The organism is Nonomuraea sp. NPDC054003 (assembly GCF_055585125.1).
Genome location: NZ_JBVJKR010000039.1, coordinates 1 through 2,664 on the forward strand (window position 1 = coordinate 1; position 2,664 = coordinate 2,664).

Below are 2,664 nucleotides of genomic sequence, written 5' to 3' on the forward strand. Positions count from 1 at the left end.
AGCGACGCTGGGCGGGGTGCGGGGAGCTGGATCGACCTGACATGGACTCCATCCTTTCCAACCGATGGAGTCTCCATCAATCCCGGCGCAGTTCATGCTCCCGACCTGCCCAAGCGCAAGATGACCAACACCACTCTTGGGCGCACCTTCACCAGCACGGACGGCAAGACCTACCGGCCGTCCCTGTTCGTCACGCTCACCTTGCCCAGCTACGGCAAGGTCCGTGATGGAGTCCCGATCGATCCCGGCACCTACGACTACCGGCGCGCTGCTCGGGACGCGCTGCACGTCTCCAAGCTCGTAGATCGCTTCGTGCAGAACCTTCGCCGGGTCGCGGGCTACGACGTGCAGTACTTCGCGGCTGTGGAGCCTCAGAAGCGGCTCGCCCCGCACCTGCACATGGCCATCCGGGGCACCCTGCCGCGTGCGGAGATCAAGCAGATCGTGGCGGCCACGTATCACCAGGTGTGGTGGCCTCAAGCCGACGAGGTGCGCTTCGAGGGCGATCGACTGCCGGTGTGGGACGAGGAGGCCGGCTATCTCGACCCGATGACCGGTGAGGTCCTGCCCACCTGGGACGAGGCCCTCGACGCTCTCGATGAAGACGCCGAACCCCTCCACGTGCTGCGCTTCGGCGATCAGGTGGATGTGCAAGGTGTTCTCGCCGGTACTCCGGATGCCGACCAGTGCATTCGGTACCTGTCCAAGTACCTGACCAAGTCCATCGGCGACAGCCTCGACGGCGGCCAGGCCCAGCGCGAGCACGCCGCCCGCATGGTCGACGCCCTGCGGTACGAACCCTGCTCGCCCACCTGCCCGAACTGGCTCCGCTACGGCGTACAACCCAAGAACGCCAAGCCCGGCATGCAGCCCGGCCGGTGCCGCTCCAAGGCACACAAGCCCGAGCACCTCGGCTACGCCGGGCGCCGCGTCCTGGTCTCCCGCAAGTGGTCCAACAAGACCCTCGCCGAACACAAGCAGGACCGTCGCACCTGGGTCCTGGAAGCCCTCGGCCAGGCCGACGAACCGATCGACCCGCACCGCTACATCTGGCGGCCCGTCCCGGCCGGAGATGCCAACGTGCCCCCGCTGGCCGTCCGTCTCCTGCGGACCGTGGCCGAACGCCAACGCTGGCGAACACACATGGCGCAGCTCCAAGCCCAAGCAGACGGACAAGATCTTTCGGCAATTCGAGAGGAGGCGGCCTGATGGAGCCTTTGTTCTATCGCCCCAAGGACGCGGCAGTGCTTCTCGGCATGAGCCGTACGGCTGTCTTCCGGCTCATCAAGACAGGCGAGCTCAAGTCGGTCAAGGAAGACGGCTACCGCTTGGTCCCAAGCTGGGCGCTCGCCGAGTTCGCGCGGGCTCTGGAAGCTAAGGCAGGGCTGATGCACACGGAGGATGTGGCGTGATGGCGAAGAAGCCGAACGGACGCTCCTCCATCTACCTCGGCAAGGACGGGTACTGGCACGGCTGGGTCACTGTCGGCGTCAAGCCGGACGGTTCTCCTGATCGTCGTCATCGCATGGCTAAGACCGAGGCTGAGGTAACCCGCAAGGTCGCCGAGTTGGAAGGTGGTCGGGACGCCGGCCAGGTGACCAAGCCGGGGCGGGTGCCTACGGTCGCCGAGTGGATGACCGAGTACCTCGACGTGATCTGTGAACGCCTGGTGGCTTCGGGCAAGATGGCTCCGCGCACTCTGGCGGACTACCGTTCCAAGAGCCGTCACTGGATCGTCCCGCTCTTGGGCCGTCACAGGTTGAACCGGCTCGCCCCGGAGCACCTCGACACCGCGTATACGACGATGCTGGACAAGGGTCTGTCCACAAGCACCGTCCTGAAGGTGCACCGGATCATCTCCCGCGCGCTCAAGGTGGCCGTCCGGCGCGACAAGGTCACGCGGAACGTGGCCACCCTAGTGGAAGCACCCACAGCCACGGAAACCGAGATCGAACCGCTGACGCAGGAGGAAGCACGTCGCATCCTCGACGTAGCCAAGACCAAGAGGAACGGCACCCGCTGGTCCGTCGCGCTCGCACTCGGTATTCGCCAGGGCGAAGCGCTCGGGCTCCGTTGGTCGTACATCGACCTGGACACGGGAGAGGTCCGGGCTTGGTTCCAGGTACAGCGCCAGGAGTGGCGGCACGGGTGCGATGATCCGCACGCCTGCGGCGAGGAGCGGCATCGTCGACCATGTCACGCGCGGTGCAAGATCCATAAGCATCGGCCGACGTGCAAGCCGGGGTGCACCAAGCCGGGTCACGTCTGCTACAAACGGCCCTGTCTCAAGGACTGCACCGGTCACGCGGACAAGTGCCCGAAGCGAACCGGCGGTGGTCTCGTCTTTCGGCAGCGCAAGGGCAAGAGCAAGCTCACCCTCCAGTGCCCGCCCGAACTCCTCGCCCAGCTCAAGGCCCACCGCGAGATTCAGGATGCCGAGCGAAAGCGGGCGGGAGATCGGTGGGAGGATCACGACCTGGTGTTCGCGACGAAGTACGGCACTCCCGTGGAGCGAACCGAGGACTGGAAGCAGTGGAAAGCCATCCTCAAGCAGGCCAGCGTCCGGGATGGGCCGCGTCCAAGATCGTGGTGTATGAGGTTCAACCACTCTGCGATCTAAATCCTATTTAAGCAGCAATAGCACTATTAGTCACACTTGCATCA

3 protein-coding genes are annotated in these 2,664 nt (G+C 65.1%); all 3 read left to right on the forward strand.

All coding sequences use genetic code 11. From position 1 onward, the window contains the following. A partial coding sequence (locus ACZ6YG_RS44565) for a replication initiator (protein WP_466021365.1) occupies positions 1–1,209 on the forward strand: 1,209 nt, incomplete at its 5' end. Beyond that, entirely contained in the window at positions 1,209–1,412 is a 204-nt protein-coding gene (locus ACZ6YG_RS44570) for a helix-turn-helix domain-containing protein (protein ID WP_466021366.1), read from the forward strand. The genes ACZ6YG_RS44565 and ACZ6YG_RS44570, both read left to right, overlap by 1 nt. Then, entirely contained in the window at positions 1,409–2,620 is a 1,212-nt protein-coding gene (locus ACZ6YG_RS44575) for a tyrosine-type recombinase/integrase (RefSeq protein ID WP_466021367.1), read from the forward strand. Before ACZ6YG_RS44570 ends, ACZ6YG_RS44575 begins: the two co-directional genes overlap by 4 nt. Positions 2,621–2,664: the final 44 nt, after the last annotated feature.

Excerpts from the sequence above, each read along its gene's own strand:
- ACZ6YG_RS44570 (WP_466021366.1), top strand. The coding sequence starts at position 1,209 with ATGGAGCCTTTGTTCTATCGCCCCAAGGACGCGGCAGTGCTTCTCGGC.